Genomic DNA, 16,527 nt, shown 5'->3' with positions numbered 1-16,527 from the left:
ATCTGATCATAAAAGAATAAAAAAGCCTGATGAAATTTTTCATCAGGCTTTTTTTATTCTTTTATATTTCCTAATTTCATACCAGTGAACCGCTTTCTGCCGGGAAAAAGGTTCATCGCCTAGCATTTAGCCAATATTAATTAAAACCTATTATGAAATATTGTAGCAAAATTTTGCTCTTTATAGGTTGTTTTATTGGACTAACCTGTATGGCGCAAACAAATGAAAAAATCGATCTCCAAGATTTATTTGAAAGCTTATCGGAAGAACTTCCTGAGGATGCTGATTTGAGCGAATTGACTGAAAAGTGGTATTATTATCTCAAACACCCCATCGATCTCAATAAGACTGATGGCAGAGAGCTCTCTGAATTACAATTTTTAAATCCTTTATTGATCGGACGCCTACTGGACCATAGGGCCATTTCAGGAGATTTTATCAACGCACTCGAATTACAGTCCATTGAAGGATTTAATGAACCGATAATCAGTTTGCTGTTACCTTTCGTAAGTGTAGGCGCCGGGTCTCCCCTTGAAACTCTGAAATCGAGAAATTTTAAACAGGAATTTATAATACGATACGCCCGGGCACTCGAAAAAGCAAAAGGCTATCGTATAATGGATACGGCGAGATCCCATTATCTCGGCGATGCGAATCGCTATGCGATAAGATATCGAGCCCAATTGAATGATGCGATTCATCTCGCGCTTAACATGGAGAAAGATGCCGGAGAACCATTTTTTAGAGACAGACAAAAAATGGGATTTGATTTCTATAGCCTAAGTATATCGATAAAGTCTTTAGGCCGTTTCAAGAATATCGTGATCGGCGATTATGCTTTGCAATTTGGCCAGGGACTCAGTATGTGGAACGGTTTGAATTTTGGAAAAGGGGGATTGGTACAGCATACTGCAAGACAAGGGATCGGTGTAAAGTCATATACGTCATTAAATGAGGCTAATTTTATGCGTGGCATTGCAGGAACATTACAGATTAGGCAGGTTGAAATTACACCTTATTTCTCCTACCAATCCATTGATGGAAAAGTTGACCGTACAACTTCTCCGCCTACGATTTCAACGATTGCAAGCTCAGGCTTGCATCGAACTGCAACCGAACAGCAATACCGTCATGCCGCATCTCAACTGGCCTATGGATTGAATCTATTGTGGCGCTATAAGCGGTTCAAAATGGGTGTTCATTTCAATCAGACGCAATTGAATGTCTTCAAAATAAAAGGGAAGGCAATACGGCAAGAAGCTGACTTTGAAGGTGATTTTTTACGAAATATAAGTCTATATGCAAACTATACAATTCGAAATGCTTATTTATTTGGCGAATATGCCAACAGCATGGATGGTGGTTCAGCACTGTTAGCAGGATCTATCATAAGTTTGCATCCACGTTTATCGTCGGTTATATTGCTTCGGGACTATAAGAAGAATTTTCATACTTTTTATGGACAGGGATTTGGTGAATCGGATAACACCTCCAACGAGCAGGGGGCTTATTTGGGACTAACGTATCAATTGGGTAGAAAATTACTCTGGTCAAATTATGCCGATATATTTCGTTTTCCGGGAGCAAAGTATCAGGCTGATACGCTATCTACAGGTGCTGATTTCTTTAGCCAGCTGAGTTACATGTGGTACAAAAAAGGCCAACTTTCGTTGCGCTATCGCAACCGATTGAAACAAGTTAACTACCAAGGAGAGGGACAAACCGAGAATGGGCTTGTGAATACCAGCAAACAGCAGTTCAGGGTAGAATTTCAATACCGCCTAAGTTCAATATGGACTATTCGCTCCCGTGTGGAAGCCAATTTATTCCAAAAAGAGTATCAGGGAAATAGTTTCGGATATATGTGTTATCAGGATATATTTTGGAAGTCTAGCGCTGGAAAATTCCAGTCGAATATACGCGTTGCGTATTTCGATGCGGCAAGTTATGATAATCGGATCTATGCTTATGAGCAGGATGTATTATATGCATCTGGTTTTGGAATGTACAATACAAGGGGATGGAGAATGTATTTAAATCTGCAGTATCGGTTAAGCCGCCATGTTCAGGTATGGGCCAAATATGCGATCTATTACTATCCCGAAAGGGGGAGTATTGGGACTGGACTGGATCAAATTGAGGGCAATAAAAAATCGGAGGTTAAGGTGCAGTTGAGGTGGCAGTTATGAAAAAGTTGAGTTTTCTGCAAAGATTGGAGCGGCTTCCTACGCTGAAGCTTGCTGTTCCATATCTTGTGACGCTTCTTCTGGCACCTGGATTGCCGATGTCGCTCCATATTTTCCAATGCGTTCAACAGTTATTGGTTGTGCTGGTTTTGATAACGTTTTGTTGTTATTTATTAAAGGGAAGAATTCGCCGATATGGCTATAGCTACGGGTATTATGTGTCTGTTGTATTATTTGGAATTTTCCAATTTTGGCGCGAGGACCCTTTGGTTACAATCAGTCATTTTTCCCATATAATGACGGATAGTTATGTAGTCAAAATTATTGAAGAGCCAAAAATGAAGCGGGATATCATTCGTTTTTCGGCAGAAGTAGTAGGAGCTTACCAAAAAGGTGAATTTGTTGAAACTACAGGTAGACTAATGTTATCGCTAAAATCTAGCCAGAAGAATTCACTGCAGTTTGGTGATCTATTGTGGTTAAAAGGTCAAGTAAAGGAAATAGCTCCGCCATTCAATCCAATGGAATTTGACTACAGACAGTATTTGAAAAGACAGCATATCTATCATGAAATTTTCGCAGTCTTTGGTCGGTATAAGCTGATCAACAGGAAAGAAACAACGGCTTTTTCATTAACTGGGCTCGCTTTACAAACGAGGAGATATTTTTTGGTTAAGCTTCGTCCCCATATCAAAAGGGATGAGCACTTTGCTATTGCGTCAGCTTTATTATATGGTTCTCGGAGCGATATCAGTGCCGAAAGCATCCAGGTGTTCACCAATACAGGAACGATACATGTGTTAAGTGTATCGGGAATGCATGTTGCTGTTTTATTCGGTTTTTTATCCCTTATTTTCAAGCGAATTGCCTGGCCTTCCTATCTCAGATGGCTGCCACTAATTTTGTTATGGAGTATGATCTGGATATATGCTTTTATTGCAGGACTTGATCCGCCCATTACGCGGGCAGCTATTATGATTAGTTTTGTGCTGTGTGCACAGCATTTTAAACGAAGCTTTTCAACACTGAATTCGCTTATTATTGCCGCATTATTGATTTTGCTGGTCGTTCCCCGGGCTGTTGTTGATGTGGGTTTTCAGCTGTCCTTTCTCGCCGTTTTGGGTATGACGATATGTTCGCCGCTTGTCGAGGGATTCCTTCCGGTCAAAAGACCAATATTACGACTTTTGAGAGATGCATTGGCTGTTTCTATTGCTGCGCAGATACTGACAACGCCACTGAGCCTTTACTATTTTGGTCAATTCCCAACTTATTTTCTGATAGCCAATGTATTAGTCGATTTGCCTTCAACCTTAGTGATGTACCTTGGTTTTATCATGACAATCAATCCAATGCAGGGGCTTAACGATTTATTGGGTTTCCTTTTGGAGCATCTCATTGCTTTCATCTTATACTGTTTGAAATTTATTGACCATTTGGCTTTTTCAACAATAAAAGTTGAACCTATGGGGCTGGAGCTTCTATTTTTGACCTATTTTGCACTATTTTCTTTTTTATATGCTTTTCAATGGAAAGATAAAAAATACGTTTGGTTAGGGGGATGCTGTACAATTGGAATACTATTGATCACTGCGCAAAAATGCTTAGAAAATAAAGATGTAGAACGGTTTCGGGTCTATAATACGAAGCATGAGTTGACGATCGGGTATTTCAAAGGTGGGCGCGGTATCGTTTACAGTACATTTGATTCTTTGCAAGCCTCAGGCTTGCAATATTCATGTGGAAGAGAAATCCAATTATTGACGAGTGAAAAAGTTCAGTTTGTAGCTTTGAATGGTCGGGAGCGGAAAAACTATCTTGTTACGCTCCCCTTGGGTAATATCGCTATTCTGTGCCATGCCGTTGAAACTATGCCACAAGCTGACCTCGTTATTGTCAGGAAAAATTTACTAAATGGTTTACCCCATTTATTGAAGCAAATTAGACCAAAACTTGTTATACTGGATGGATCCAATTCGATGGAGAAATCCAGGCATATACAACGTATGTTAGATAGTTTGGGGATACAGAATTATCTCATGAAGGATAATTTTGCGTATGTTTGGGATAAGGAGAACTTATGACGCAAGATAGTATATCAATCTTAAGGCAATACTGGGGATTCGATTCATTTAGACCCCTGCAGGAAGAAATTATTCAATCGGTCATTTCAGGTAAAGATACACTGGCTTTATTGCCGACTGGCGGTGGAAAGTCGATTTGTTTTCAAGTACCTGCCTTGATGCGAGAAGGGATTTGTATTGTCGTTACACCGCTTATAGCATTGATGAAAGATCAGGTTGAGCATTTGAAAAAAAATGGAATTCAAGCGGTCGCAATTTATGCTGGAATGCGGAAGAGGGAGGTGGATATTACATTGGATAATTGCGTCTATGGGCAAATAAAATTTCTCTATCTTTCTCCCGAAAGATTGTACAATGATATAGTAAGGGAGCGCATACGATTTATGAATGTAAATCTGTTTGCCATAGACGAAGCGCATTGTATTTCTCAATGGGGATATGATTTTAGACCGCCCTATTTAGAACTCGCTAAGTTACGGGAACTGCATCCCAAGGTTCCTTTTCTGGCTCTTACAGCGACCGCAACTGAGCGTGTCATCAGCGATATACAACAGAAACTGAATTTTCCGAAAGAAAATGTATTTGTCAAAAGCTTTCTCCGCGACAATTTGGCTTATATGGCCATTGAAGAAGAGGATAAGATGGGGCGCATGGTACGGATTATACATAAGTTGGGTGGATCCGGTATTGTCTATGTCAGAAATCGGCGAGAAACGCAGGAGATAGCCCGTATTTTGGTCAATAACGGCATTTCAGCAGATTATTATCATGCTGGGCTTTCGGGGCAGGAACGGGATCAGAAACAGCAGGGATGGATGACAAATGTTGTTCGCGTTATTGTAGCGACAAATGCGTTTGGGATGGGAATTGATAAACCCGATGTACGGTTTGTGATTCATCTCGATTTGCCCGATTCGCTGGAGGCCTATTATCAAGAAGCCGGTAGGGCAGGAAGAGATGGCAAGAAGGCCTATCCCGTTATTCTTTATCAAAAGGCAGATGAGCAGAAGCTTGTCGATAATTTGCAAGCTAGCTTTCCTGATATTCCATTTATTCAACAGACCTATCATTACCTTTGTAATCATTTTCAGATTCCCTATGGTTCTGGCGAAGGAGTGACTGTAGATTTTGATGTTGTTGCATTTGCCAAAAAATATCAGCTGCCATTGGTTCCTGTTATGAATGCGCTGAAGTTTCTGGAGCGCGACACTTGGTTGGTTTTGTCAGAAGCTGTCACAATACCCTCACGCTTTAAGTTTGAAATTGATAGCGCCGAATTGTATAAAGTTCAGGTGCAGTATGTAAAATATGATAAGCTCATTAAAGCTATTTTGCGCAGCTATGGAGGTGTATTTGAAAACTATATCCTCATTAATGAATATGAGTTTGCACGTAAGTTAGGGCTGCCTTATGATCGTGTTGTCGAGCTGTTGAAATCGTTGGAGACATTGGAAATAGCGAGCTATCTGCCTTCTACAGATGCGCCACAACTGACCTTTTTGCAGAACCGCGTCGATTACAAACACCTGCATATCGATCATATTTTTATTCGTGATCGACATCAGGTGAAGGAAGAGGAGGTCAATGGCATGATCGGTTATATTGAACATAGCAATTGCCGTAGTCAGTCGCTGTTGTTATATTTTGGAGAGAAAAATGCGGGGTTCTGTGAAGTATGCGATTTATGTCTGATCCGCAATCATCAGGAAAAGCAGCGGGCAAATATAAAAGCAGAAATCAAAAACAGTTTGCTTGCTGGAGCAAAAAATATTCATGATTTGGTGGCAAGTTTGACGATAGGTACAGAAAAGAAAAGAATAGAGATTATCCGTGATCTCCTAGATGCCGAAAAAATTCGCTTGGAGGATAATCTCTATTCTTGGAATACCTTGTTTTAAACTATTTTTCGATGGGTAGATTGAGCTCCTCACGGCCCCATTCCGACCAAGAACCATCGTATACACGGATTTGCTCGTGACCAGCAAGATGACAAGCAAATGCTAAGATTGAGGCCGTGATACCCGATCCACAGGAGAATACATATTCATTTCCGGTCGCATTAAAATGATCAAATTGCTGTTTCAATTCATCAACGGGTTTATAAACGATTCCGTCAAATAATTCTTCGAAAGGGAAATTTTTGGAGTGGGGAATATGCCCACCATGAAGGCCTTTCCGGGGTTCAGCTACTAAACCACTAAATCGACCTTTACTTCTGGCGTCAAAAATATTCACTTGAGCATCCCGATAATGTGTTAAGATATACTCTTTATCGGCATACAGGTTTGCTTGAAATTGGGCTTTAAAGTTACTGGGTCTTGCAGTGGTTGTATACTGGTCTACGAGTGGCAGTTTGTTATTTTTCCAAGCGGGAACACCGCCATTTAGAATAAAGACCTGTTCAAATCCCATGACCTTAAACATCCACCATGCCCTTGGGCTTGAATAAACGCCCCATCTGTCATATAAGACGACCGTACTATCCTGATTAATTCCCAGGCTTTGCATTTCGTGTTCGAATACTTCTGCCGACACGAGGGTATGCGGTAATTTAGAAGTTGGATCCGATAGCTTTCCTTCGATGTCAAAAAATTGAGAATGGGGAAGTATTTCGAGCTTGGTATCCTTGATGGATTGGCCTACTTTGTCGATCGTACAATCGAGAAGGACAATGTCTGTATGCTGTCCCAATAATTCCTGAAGTTCGGTGGGGTTAATTAAGGCTGATTTGAATGACATAACAATAACGTTTATTGATACAAAATTACAAAAGCATCCCTATAAAAACAAAGCGGCTGTCCTTTTGGAACAGCCGCTTTTTATGGATTGAAATTGCTAATTACTTAGCGTTTTTATCATTTTCCATTTGCTCTTTCAATTGAGCTAACACGTCTAAGTCGCCTAAAGTAGATTTTTCAACAGAATCTTTTACTTTTTTCACAGCTGAAGATTCAGCTTTAGCGTCTTTTTTACGGTTGTTAGACTCTTCTTTGCGAGCTTCTTCTTTCTCTTCTTCCCAGATACGAGAGTGAGAAATTACCAAACGTTTGTTCTCTTTGTTGAACTCGATGATTTTGAATGAAGTAACTTCATCAACTTTCAATGAAGAACCGTCTTCTTTAACAGAGTGTTTAGAAGGACAGAAACCTTCAACACCGTATTGTAAAGCTACGATATCACCTTTGTCACCAACTTTGATCACAGTACCTTCGTGGATAGAACCTTCAGTAAAGATCGTTTCGAAAGTATCCCAAGGGTTTTCTTCCAATTGTTTGTGACCTAAAGATAATTTACGGTTTTCTTCATCTAATTCTAAAACAACTACATCTAATGTTTCACCAACTTTAGTGAATTCGTTAGGGTGGTTGATTTTTTTAGACCAAGATAAATCAGAGATGTGGATCAAACCATCGATACCTTCTTCTAACTCAACAAATACACCGAAGTTAGTCATGTTTTTAACAACAGCTGTTTGTTTAGAACCTACAGGGTAACGCTCAGTGATATTTTTCCAAGGATCTGGAGTCAATTGTTTGATACCTAAGCTCATTTTACGCTCATCGCGGTCTAGCGTTAAGATTTGTGCTTCGATCTCATCACCAACTTTCAAGAACTCTTGTGGAGAACGTAAGTTTTGTGACCAAGACATTTCAGAAACGTGGATCAAACCTTCAACACCAGGGATGATTTCTAAGAAAGCACCGTAATCAGCAACTGTTACGATTTTACCTTTAACTTTAGAACCAATTTCTAATGCAGTATCTAAAGATTCCCAAGGATGCTCAGATAATTGTTTCAAGCCTAAAGCGATACGTTTTTTCTCATCATCAAAGTCTAATACAACAACGTTGATTGTTTGATCTAGCGATAAAACTTCTTTTGGATGCTCGATACGACCCCAAGAGATGTCTGTGATATGCAATAAACCGTCAACACCACCTAAGTCGATGAACACACCGAAGTCAGTGATATTTTTAACTGTTCCTTCTAATACTTGACCTTTTTCTAATTTAGCAACGATTTCAGATTTTTGGTTTTCTAAGTCGTTTTCAATTAATACTTTGTGTGATACGACAACGTTTTTGAATTCGTGGTTGATTTTCACAACTTTGAATTCCATTGTTTTACCTACGTATATATCGTAGTCACGGATAGGTTTGATATCGATTTGAGATCCAGGTAAGAATGCTTCAACACCTTTGATATCAACGATAAGACCACCTTTAGTACGGCTCTTAACGAAACCAGTAATGATTGCATCATTTTCCAATGCCTCATTGATAGCTTCCCAAGATTTTTGAGTTTTAGCACGTTTGCGAGAAAGTACTAATTGACCGTTAGCATCTTCTTGAGATTCAACGAATACGTCAACTTTGTCACCAACTTTTAATTCTGGTAAGTCACGGAATTCTGATAAAGAAACTAAACCGTCAGATTTGAAACCAACATTTAAGACTACGTCTTTGTTGTTGATAGAAACTACAGTACCTTCAATAATTTCACCTTGGTTAACTTGGTTGAAAGTATCTGCGTATTGTGCTTCAAGTTTAGCGCGTTCAGCTTCGCTATAATTTCCGAAACCTTTATCATTTGCATCCCAGTCAAATTCACCTTCTGGTGTGATCCAAGTGTTTGATTTGATTTCATCGATTAAGTTTGAATCAGCTTCTGATTCAATTTTTTCAGTGTCTTTCACTACTTTAGTGTCAGCACCTTGTAGCTCTGCGTTTTTCGCTGCTAATTCTTTTTCTGCTTCTTGTTTTTTTGCCATTAATTAATTTTCTCCTTTTTCCTACTTTGTAGGAGTTGCAAAGGTACAAAAAAACTTTAAATGCAAAATTTTATTTTTCTTATTTTATTGAAAGACTTTCAGTTATAGGGCACTTTTTAAATGCCAATCTTACAACGGATGGTATTTGAATTGTACTATTGCTAATTCTCGACTTTATTTGTGGAAATCCTTTTCCGATAAAATAGATTTTAAGAGGCTTAAAACGACTAGTCTTCTCTCTTAAAAGAGTTGAAAATGCGTGGCTTGGCAATAACAATGGTTTGTTTAGACAGCGCTATTGCCGCATTCAGTTCATAACCCAATAATAAAATAAGCGTATTCAAGTAAATCCAGAGCATGATAACGATTAATGTCCCGATGGATCCGTACAATTTGTTATATGCGCCGAAATGATTGATATAAAATGTAAATATTGAAAACGTCAATATCGCTAGAATGGTAGCCATAGATGCTCCGGGACTAAAGAGTTTCCATTTATTGGAGGTAGAAGGGCCAAATTTATAAATACAGCTTACCGTGAAAAAGTAAATAGCGAATATAATCAACCATCGGGCGATTTTAAGTAGAATAGCCCAGAAGCTGGATTTAATACCTGTCGTTTCCTTGAGGTAGTCTATCGTAACACCGGCGATGGTGAATATCGTCATTCCCACGGTTAACGCAAAAATAATCAGGATAGCCAAAGCTAAAGCAAGCAATCGCTTTCTGATCCACGGTCTTCTTTCCGTCATCAATGAAGCCTTATTGAACGCATTCATGAGGGAGGCCATACCATTGGTCGCGAAATAGGCCGCAAACACAAAACCGAAGGATAGCAACCCGCCATTTTGATTCTTGATAATATCCTCCAAAGTCGTTTCAACAACGAGAAATGCATTTTTAGGAATAACTACGGCAAGGAAATCCAACAACTGTTCCTGAAAATTATTAATCGGAATATAAGGGATTAATGTAAATAGAAAAATGATTCCCGGAAAAATGGCCAATAGAAAGCTATAGGAGAGGGAAGAAGCCTTGCTGGCTATGGAATCTCTGGAAAGCTCCTGAAAAAAAAATACGGCCACAGTGTAAAGTGGTAGTGAGCCAAAGCCAGGTAGTACGACGCGTTTACTCCGTTCGATTAATCTAAAATAAGGTTCAAAATTTAATAGCCATTGGTGGATTTTCCCCATATCAATTAAAATATTTACTCATCTTATCCAGGAAAACCTGTGGCGGCATACAAGGCCTATTTTTCTCCATATTGACAAAGACCAATGTTGTTTCTCCCTGGTTGAGTAGTTCCCCACTCTCATTGAAAAGCTCATATTCGAAAATGATGCGAACGGCGGGTTTCTGACGAATTGTTACACGTATTGTGATCAAGTCATCATATTTGCCTGGTTTCAGATATTTCGTTTTCATCTCCGCAACGGGGAGCATGACCCCCATTTCTTCCAGTTCCCGGTAGGATATCCCTGTGCTCCGCAACATTTCAGTTCTCGCTATTTCATAAAACGCAGCATAGTTTCCATAATAGACATAGCCCATTTGGTCTGTTTCTGCATAGCGGACGCGAATCTGATGGTCAAATACAAACATTATTTTTTAATATTTCTAGCGTCCAGAGCCTGTTGAAATTTACGTGCATTGATTAAATGCTCAGCTTCTGTTTTTGCAAAATTATGGTAACCCGAAAAATCATCTTTGGCACACATGTAGATATAATCATGTTGCTTAAAGTTTAAGACTGCATCAATTGCAGCGATACTTGGAATTGATATAGGGCCTGGAGGCAATCCTCTATAGATGTAAGTATTGTAAGGATTGTCTGTTCTGAGGTGCTTATTCAATACCCTTCTAATTGTAAAGTCATTATTAGCAAAGATCACCGTAGGATCTGCTTGCAATAACATCCCTTTTTTGAGACGATTTAAATATAAGCCGGCTATCATGGGCATTTCATCCTGGTGTAAGGCTTCACCTTTCACAATCGATGCCAATGTGCTCACCTGTTGTGGTGTCAGATTAAGCGCTTTTGCTTTTGCCGTACGATCCGCATTCCAAAACTTTTTCCACTCATCATCAAAACGAGCGATTACCTTTTCAGGATCCGTATTCCAGTAGATTTCGTAGGTATTAGGGATGAACATAGAAATCAGATTTTCTTTTATAAATCCATACTTCTGTGCGGTAGCCTCATCATTCAATACAGCGATAAATTGTGCAGAATCTGCCTCGAAACTTTTTCCAAGGAGTGCGGCCATATGCTCTTTCAGTCGCACATTGGAAAATCTGAATTTTACCGGTTCTTGGTAGCCACCAATCAAATTGCCGACTAAGCGTCTATTGTTCATTCCTGGGGTTAACAGATAACGTCCGGGTTTTACGCTTTCTTCATATTTTTTATATTGGGCTGCACGCTCAAAGGAAGCGATATCATCCACGAGATTTGAATCCTTGATTGATTTCAATACATCTTCATATTTTTCACCCTCGTGTATGTACAGGTACTTTTTCTCTCCCGATACATTCGAAGCATAAAATGCTTTATAAAATGTCCAGGCAAAATAACCTCCAACAACGATAACGATTAGCGCAATGATTTTTAACCAACTTGGTATTCCTTTTTTATTTTCCATTCTAAAATTTTTTATTCATCTGTTGTTCGCTATTCATGGCGTTTATATAGCCCTTAGCAGTCAATGGTTGATGAATCTGCCAAGAACTCTAATCCATTATTATGGAGATCATTCAATGCAGCTTCATTTTTAAGTCAGTGGGCTTAAAAGCCTAGACTATTCCCTTTATTTTCCTTTTCCTTTTTTTGCCCTGCTGCAGGATTTGTCGTTGTCGGCTTAGCTGCAGGGGTATTTGTTGTGTTACTTTTTGCTGGAGCAGCAGGCTTTGACTGAACCGGAGGTTTTGCCGCTGGCGGAGTAACCTGTGTTTGGTTTGCCTGTGGTTTAGGTGTTGTCGTACCTCCAGCTGGAGCACCAGTCGTTGCTGTTGGTGCCGTGAGTGAGAGTGTTACGTCAATTTTAGCCCCTAAACTGGTCAGGCCCTTTTCTATTCCTGGTGATTGTACACTGATTACTGCAGTGGCTGTATCCGTTACGCTTGGATCATAGGTTACAGTACCTAGACCTAAGCCAGCTCCGGACAAGGCGAACTTTGCTTCGTTTAATGGAAGCCCAACTAAATTAGGTATCTCCACCTCATTTGCTCCCAGTCCATTTCCCAAAACTAGATCTATACGTGAACCTTTAGGAATCATACGTCCGTTACGGATAGATTGTCCCGCAAATTGAGCATCCAATACGATATCCCTGGCGATGTCTGCGACATAAGAAGTGTCTCCGATTCGAAGGTTATGGTTTTTCAAGATGGCTGTTGCTTCAATCAATGTTTTATCTTTTATATTCGGAAAAGCAACTTCAGGTGCAACCTGTGTGATAATGGTCAAATAAATAGTCCGACCCGATTTTACATGAAATCCTTGTTCGGGATCCTGCTCTATGACCATGCCAGGTTTGGCATCCATCTGATAGACGGAGTCAATTTGATATTCCAGCCCGGCGTCCTCCAAAGCTTGGATGGCAGCACTGATATGAAGGCCTTTCACTTTAGGAACGGCGATAGATTCATCATGTTTGGTATATATTTTCAGTCCAATATAAACGAAAAGGAATAGACATACTATCGCAATAAGAGCGGCAATAAGATTTTTCCTAAAAGTGGGGGTCTGAAGATATTGTACGACTTTGGACATTTCTCTGTTTGATAAAAATTAATTCTGCATAGAACCGCAATATTAAAGCCAAGTTTGCAGAATGATTAAATAAAATTATTCCTCACAAAATTATTCGTTTTTCCGTGTATAGCAAATTATATTTGCTATTCGAATCGCTAAAATTTATGAAAGCAAAAATAGCATTAATAACTGGAGGTTATACAGGAGAAGCTGAAGTTTCTTTTAAAAGTTCTGCCTTCGTCAATTCTCAACTTGATCACGACAAATACGATATATATTTGATTACAGTGACCAAAGAAGCATGGTACTATGAAGATTTAGACGGAAAGCGTCATCCGATTTCAAAAGCTGATTTTACCCTTCCATTGCATGGGGATATCTTGACTTTTGACTTAGCTTTTATTATGGTGCATGGTGTGCCTGGAGAAGATGGAAGACTTCAGAGCTATTTTGATTTATTAGATATTCCATATACCTCATGTGATGCTTTGACGTCCGCATTAACTATGAATAAAGGGTATACAAAAGCGATCTTATCGGATATTCCCGAGTTGCATTTGGCAAAATCGGTCCTACTGTTTGAATCGCAACGCCCGGAGGCACTCAAAATCGTCGAAAGTAATCTTTCACTCCCTTATTTTGTGAAACCTAATGCCGGTGGAAGTAGTATCGGAATGACCAAAGTAAAGGAATCGGCACAACTGCAGGAAGCGATTGACAAAGCTTTTGATGCGGAAAATACAGGAAAACAGGTTATTGTTGAAGAATTTGTGACTGGACGAGAATTTTCCGAGGGAATTTTTCGGAATTCAAAAGGTGAGCTTGTTGTTTTGCCTGCCACAGAAGTTCGGACTACACGCGAATTTTTTGATTATGAAGCCAAGTATGTACCTGGATTGACCGAGGAGATTACGCCGGCAGACCTGACGATCGAACAGCAGGAGCGTGCTGCGCGTATTTTAAGAGAAATCTATGTCAGATTGAACTGTAAAGGTATGGTTCGCGTGGACTTCTTTTTGGAAAACGATACCGATAAATTTTATTTTATCGAAATTAATACCATTCCCGGTCAGACTCCGCAAAGCTTTATTCCGCAGCAGGTACGGGCTTTTGGAATGAAGGAGGGGGATTTTTACGGTGAGTTGATCGAAACAGCCTTACAATCGAAATAGTGCTATTTCAGAAATACCGTGAAGCAAGCAACCTTCGGCCCAAAGCGGATAAAAATATGCCGCAATAGCGACACACAAAAAACGGCTTTCATACATTGAAAGCCGTTTTTGTGTGTTTTATTTTCTGAAATCAAATTTGGATAGATCGGGTTTGAACTTTTTAATCCTTTTCAGTTCCTCCTGATAAATTACCTGCCCGATATTCTTTAAAAAGGGGTAGATTACTGTGTCGTATTCATAGCGTCCATCGTTGTAGATGCCATTTTCATTGGACTGCACAACAACGGCGAGCATAAATTCTACCCCATGTTCAAAGTCGACGATATAAGCATTATCAATATTATAGCCATAAGAATCTCCATACTTGTTGAAGATTCGGATGTTGGGATTTAAGGTCGCATTTTTTTCACGGCCATAGAAAAGGAGCTTGCTATACGTTGGCCAAAATTCTGTTGGATCATATTTCGGGAAATCCGATTCAAAGGGATAGCGCGACATATAGTCATAGAGTAGGTCATAATCCTCCTTTTTTAGATTAAATCGTTCTTTAGGCTGAAATGCTTCCGGAAATAGTAATTTCTTCAATATGAACTGTTGATCTTCGAGTGCGTAGACATTAAGCCCCTCAAAACTCCAGGGCTCATGAATAAGTTCATCTTTATCGTTCATGTAACCTTTCCCCTGAAGAGTATTGGCCAGCTTCATCGTGTAGTCTTTTGGGTCGAATTGGGCCGCTTGTTGGTAGATGACATCTTTTCCATTGTAAAAGGTAATGGGATTGGTGTGTTTGGCCCATATTCCTTTGTCGCCAATGGCAAGACGGTTGACGATACGGCTGTATTTGGTGCCGTGTTTTTTTAGTTTCGCATTCAGTTCGGCACGGCTAATAAATTCAAACAGTCTATTTTGTGCATCATTGTCGCTGGTCAATAGTATTTTTTTTACGTATTGTGCAACAGAGGGAAGACCATTGGCTGCCGACTCGTCCACAAGAACCTTAGTCTGCTTTTCAAATGCAGAATCAATGCGGAGGGGAGTGTCTTTGGTTAAATCGGCAAGATGGAGGTCGTTGATTTTTTCTAAGGCCAAAATTGCTGTCGGCAACTTCACGGTACTTGCGGGATAAAAATACCAGTTCGGATTCAGGCGATAGCTATAGGACCTGAAATGTGGCCTATTGGATTTGTCACGATCAATTTGCGTATACAGAATCTGCACCTCATTTTTCGTCGGATGACTTAATATTTTCTGAAATAGATCAGGATGACTTTGGAGTAATTTTTCCAGGTAAACAGTATCTATCTGCTGAGCGTATGCGTCTGACATGAATAGGGTGAAAATTAAGATGAAGTATTTGTGCATGTGCTTTAAATCAAAGTGCCGTGCCTGTTTAGTCTTGTCGATTAAGCTCTTCTATAGCTTTTAATAATTTGTTTTTTGAAAGGAGTTTTTTTGCTTTTTCATTTCCCTCTACATAAGGCTCCAAGGTTTCTTTTTTCAGTGGTAAAATTTCCTTCGCCTTTTCCATCTTGAAATGCGATATGGCAGGCTGATTGATATCAGCGGTCATGCTATAGCGGCGGATTCGCTTTTCATGACTGACAGTGTCGACCAAAAATAACCAGCAGCTATCCTGTGGAATGCCTTTTATTTTCTTGTTCCAATAATCTATCCGATAGATTTCTTTCGTCTGATCGGGCGTTACTGTATATTTCTTGCCTTTTTCCCGCCAGGATATTTCACTGGGTGCTGTTGCGGTTCTCAATTTTATTTTTGTTTTTGCAACAACAGTGCTGTCATTTTTCAAAACAATATAAAATTTATACCTACTGCTTATCGGTTCGCTATTGAAAGAATAGAGTGGAGGGGTATACAACCCTGGTAAAGTAATGTTCCCGCCAGGAGTTCGTATTGTGGTGGGCGGGCGAAATTGTGCGAGAGCTTGGGTCGAGGTACCCAGTAGAAAAAAACTGAAATTTAATGTCAATAGGATCATGGAGCTTTTTGCCCCATGATATTGCGTTTTGATATTCGTAAACATGGAATTATTTTCTCGAATAAACTTCAAAGGTATAAGCAAATGCATGTTTCTCATCTGCCTGATGCGAATCTGAGGAAATTAATTCCCATTCTTCGGAAGGTAATTCAGGGAAGAAAGCATCTCCTTTTAGGGTTGTATGTACCCGTGTCAAAAGCACTTTGTTTGCCAAGGGTAGTGCTTGCTGATAAATGTTTGCGCCACCAATGATAAACACTTCACGTTCATCCCGGCAATATAAAAGTGCCTCTTGAATACTATTGGCTACATCAATATCTTCTCCCTGGAAATTCGCATTACGCGTGATGACAATATTCCTTCTGTCCGGTAAAGCTTTGCCTATGGCCTCAAAAGTCTTTCTGCCCATTAGGACAGAATGCGCAATGGTATTTCTCTTAAAATATTTAAAGTCGTTGGGTAAATGCCAAGGCATCTGGTTGTCGATTCCGATGGCATTGTTTTCCGACGCAGCTACGATTAATGTGATCGTTGGGTTGCTCATTTTTGATATAATGTGATTAT

Annotated in this window: 13 protein-coding genes; 4 read left to right on the top strand and 9 right to left on the bottom strand. The window is 39.7% G+C overall.

All coding sequences use genetic code 11. The features are described from left to right. Nucleotides 1-209 precede the first annotated feature (209 nt). The 3 genes from M2419_RS12365 to M2419_RS12355 are packed head-to-tail and all read left to right on the top strand — an operon-like array spanning nt 210 to nt 6,168. Entirely contained in the window at nt 210-2,189 is a 1,980-nt protein-coding gene (locus M2419_RS12365) for a hypothetical protein (RefSeq protein ID WP_159731826.1), read from the top strand. Continuing rightward, nucleotides 2,186-4,270 carry a ComEC/Rec2 family competence protein gene (locus M2419_RS12360; protein WP_182329966.1) on the top strand — a complete coding sequence of 695 codons (2,085 nt, stop codon included), beginning with the start codon at nt 2,186-2,188 and terminating at the stop codon, nt 4,268-4,270. The genes M2419_RS12365 and M2419_RS12360 overlap by 4 nt, the downstream gene beginning before the upstream one ends. After that, the gene (locus tag M2419_RS12355) at nt 4,267-6,168 is read left to right on the top strand and encodes an ATP-dependent DNA helicase RecQ (RefSeq protein ID WP_153846560.1); all 1,902 of its coding nucleotides are present in this window, start codon (nt 4,267-4,269) and stop codon (nt 6,166-6,168) included. The genes M2419_RS12360 and M2419_RS12355 overlap by 4 nt, the downstream gene beginning before the upstream one ends. A gap of 1 nt (nt 6,169) precedes the next feature. Here the strand turns inward: M2419_RS12355 and M2419_RS12350 are convergent, their stop codons facing one another. From M2419_RS12350 to M2419_RS12325, 6 genes are all read right to left on the bottom strand, one after another. Next, nucleotides 6,170-7,009, bottom strand: coding sequence for a sulfurtransferase (locus M2419_RS12350; RefSeq protein ID WP_159731822.1), 840 nt, complete (start codon nt 7,007-7,009; stop codon nt 6,170-6,172). 100 nt (nt 7,010-7,109) lie between these two features. Further along, nucleotides 7,110-9,041 carry a 30S ribosomal protein S1 gene (rpsA, locus tag M2419_RS12345; protein WP_153846562.1) on the bottom strand — a complete coding sequence of 644 codons (1,932 nt, stop codon included), beginning with the start codon at nt 9,039-9,041 and terminating at the stop codon, nt 7,110-7,112. Between the two features lie 227 nt (nt 9,042-9,268). Further along, entirely contained in the window at nt 9,269-10,234 is a 966-nt protein-coding gene (locus M2419_RS12340) for a YihY/virulence factor BrkB family protein (RefSeq protein WP_259255201.1), read from the bottom strand. Nucleotide 10,235: 1 nt separating this feature from the next. Beyond that, nucleotides 10,236-10,643, bottom strand: a complete 408-nt coding sequence (locus M2419_RS12335; protein WP_153846564.1) for a thioesterase family protein — start codon at nt 10,641-10,643, stop codon at nt 10,236-10,238. Then, on the bottom strand, nt 10,643-11,683 hold the full coding sequence (gene mltG / locus M2419_RS12330) for an endolytic transglycosylase MltG (protein ID WP_259255200.1): 1,041 nt from the start codon (nt 11,681-11,683) through the stop codon (nt 10,643-10,645). Before mltG ends, M2419_RS12335 begins: the two co-directional genes overlap by 1 nt. Nucleotides 11,684-11,826: 143 nt before the next feature. Next, nucleotides 11,827-12,813, bottom strand: a complete 987-nt coding sequence (locus M2419_RS12325) for a PASTA domain-containing protein (protein WP_153846566.1) — start codon at nt 12,811-12,813, stop codon at nt 11,827-11,829. 146 nt (nt 12,814-12,959) lie between these two features. Between M2419_RS12325 and M2419_RS12320 the strand changes: the two genes are divergently transcribed. Beyond that, on the top strand, nt 12,960-13,967 hold the full coding sequence (locus M2419_RS12320) for a D-alanine--D-alanine ligase family protein (RefSeq protein WP_075991306.1): 1,008 nt from the start codon (nt 12,960-12,962) through the stop codon (nt 13,965-13,967). A 117-nt stretch (nt 13,968-14,084) separates the two neighbouring features. Here the strand turns inward: M2419_RS12320 and M2419_RS12315 are convergent, their stop codons facing one another. From M2419_RS12315 to M2419_RS12305, 3 genes are all read right to left on the bottom strand, one after another. After that, nucleotides 14,085-15,293, bottom strand: a complete 1,209-nt coding sequence (locus M2419_RS12315; RefSeq protein WP_259255199.1) for a class A beta-lactamase-related serine hydrolase — start codon at nt 15,291-15,293, stop codon at nt 14,085-14,087. Between the two features lie 64 nt (nt 15,294-15,357). After that, a complete protein-coding gene (locus tag M2419_RS12310; RefSeq protein ID WP_159731814.1) occupies nt 15,358-16,008 on the bottom strand; it encodes a hypothetical protein in 651 nt (216 codons plus the stop codon). Nucleotides 16,009-16,012: 4 nt separating this feature from the next. After that, nucleotides 16,013-16,507, bottom strand: a complete 495-nt coding sequence (locus M2419_RS12305) for a dihydrofolate reductase (RefSeq protein WP_153846570.1) — start codon at nt 16,505-16,507, stop codon at nt 16,013-16,015. Nucleotides 16,508-16,527 lie beyond the last annotated feature (20 nt).

This window comes from Sphingobacterium sp. BIGb0116 (genome assembly GCF_024808035.1).
In the GTDB taxonomy this organism is placed as follows: Bacteria; Bacteroidota; Bacteroidia; order Sphingobacteriales; family Sphingobacteriaceae; genus Sphingobacterium; species Sphingobacterium paramultivorum.
Note: the sequence above shows the minus strand (reverse complement) of the source record. Positions and strands in the feature narration are given on the sequence as shown.